The sequence below is a fragment of the Gordonibacter pamelaeae 7-10-1-b genome, assembly GCF_000210055.1.
Taxonomy (GTDB): Bacteria; Actinomycetota; Coriobacteriia; order Coriobacteriales; family Eggerthellaceae; genus Gordonibacter; species Gordonibacter pamelaeae.
In genome coordinates this window covers 504,184-506,229 of the sequence record NC_021021.1, presented here as the reverse complement: position 1 = coordinate 506,229, position 2,046 = coordinate 504,184, and the positions used below count along the sequence as shown (strand labels likewise).

The 2,046-nt window shown below is 67.1% G+C and carries 1 protein-coding gene; it reads left to right on the top strand.

Translation table 11 applies throughout. From position 1 onward, the window contains the following. On the top strand, nucleotides 1-2,046 hold a 2,046-nt coding region (gene uvrC / locus GPA_RS02380; RefSeq protein ID WP_414735672.1), incomplete at both ends, for an excinuclease ABC subunit UvrC.

The following is a 2,046-nucleotide window of genomic DNA, read 5'->3' as shown; positions in this document are numbered from 1 at the left end:
GGGGGCAACCCGCTGCGTCCGAGCCGCAGCGGGCCAAGCTCGAGCGCATCAAGCGCGAGCTCGACAGCGTGCCCACGCTGCCGGGCGTGTACCTCTGGAAGGACAAGTCCGGCCAGGTCATCTACGTCGGCAAGGCCAAGCAGCTGCGCGCCCGCATGCGCCAGTACGTGAACTACCAGGACGAGCGTGCGAAGATCCCGCTGCTGGTCGACCAGATCGACTCCTTCGACTACCTCGTGGTGGAGAACGAGCACGAGTCGCTCGTGCTCGAGAAGAACCTCATCAACCAGCACGCCCCCTTCTTCAACGCCGACTTCAAGGACGACAAGTCCTACCCGTTCATCGCGCTCACGAAGGGCGACGTGTTCCCCGCCATCAAGTACACGCGCGAGAAGCACAAGCCCGACACGAAGTACTTCGGCCCCTACACCGACAGCCGCGCCGCCCGCGACATGGTGGACATCGCCCGCCGCGTCGTGCCGCTGTGCGCCACGTCGTGCGCCGATTGGCGCGGGCTCAAGCGTCGCCTGGACAAGGACCCGCTCGCGCTGCTCGACCGCGAGGCGCGGCCGTGCTTCGACGCGCACGTGGGCCTCGGCCCCGGCGCGTGCTGCGGCGGCATCACGCCCGAGGAGTACCAGGTCAACGTCAAGCGCATCGAGCGCTTCCTGTCGGGCCAGCACCGCGAGTTCGTCGCAGAGCTCACCGAGGAGATGCAGGCCGCCGCCGCCGAGCTCGACTTCGAGCGCGCCGCGCGCATCAAGGCGCGCATCGACACGATCAACAGCCTCACCGACAAGCAGCACGCGGTGTCCACGCGCAACCTCGACGCCGACGTCGTGGGCCTGTTCCGCGAGGAGACGGTGGCCGGCGTGCACGTGTTCATGGTGCGCGAGGGCCGCATCATCAACTCCAACGAGTTCGTGCTCGACCGCGGCAAGGACGTGCCCGACCAGGACCTGCTGCACATGTTTCTGCTGCGCTACTACGACGCCACCACCTCCATCCCGCACGAGGTCATCCTGCGCGACGAGCCCGAGGACAAGGACGCCATGGAGGCCTGGCTCACGGAGAAGCTGGCCAGCCCCCATGGCGCCAAGGTGCGCATCTGCGCGCCGCAGAAAGGCGAGAAGGCCGAGCTCGTGGGCATGGCCGAGACGAACGCGAAGCACACGCTCATGCGCTACAAGGTACGCACGAACTACGACGACAAGCGCATCAACAACGCGCTCCTGCAGCTGGAGAGCGCGCTCGCCCTCGACGAGCCGCCGATGCGCATCGAGTGCTTCGACATCTCCACCATCCACGGCTCCTACACGGTGGCCTCGATGGTGGTGTTCACCAACGGCAAGCCCGACAAGAATCAGTACCGCCGCTTCAAGATCAAGACGCCGCTCGACGAGGCGAATGACTTCCTGTCCATGCAGGAGGTCATGAGCCGCCGCTACGCGCCCGAGCGCATGGCCGACGAGCGCTTCGGCTCAAAGCCCGACCTCATCATCCTCGACGGCGGCAAGCCGCAGCTCTCTGCGGCGCTCGAGATGTTCGACCAGATGGGCATCGACGACATCGCCCTGTGCGGCCTGGCCAAGCGCGACGAGGAGCTGTTCGTGCCCTGGCAGGACACCGGCCCCGTCGTGCTGCCTTCGGGCTCGGCGTCGCTCTACCTCGTGAAGCAGGTGCGCGACGAGGCGCACCGCTTCGCCATCACGTTCCACCGCGAGCTGCGCGGCAAGGGCATGACGGCCTCCATTTTGGACGACGTGACGGGCATGGGCCCCGTGCGCAAGAAGGCCCTGCTCAAGCACTTCAAGTCGTTCAGGAACCTGAAATCCGCCACGCTCGAGGAGATCAAGGAGGCGCGCGTCGTGCCGAACGAGGTGGCCGAGGAGCTGTTCCGCGTGCTCCAGCAGTATAATAGGGACCGCAAGGACGAGCGCGTCGTGGGCGGCGAGGCCGGGAGGGCGGAGGGCCCTGGCACGTCGGCCGCCGAGGTCGTGGACGGCCCAAACGCCTCCGACGCGTTCGACGAGCGTGCGGCCGCCT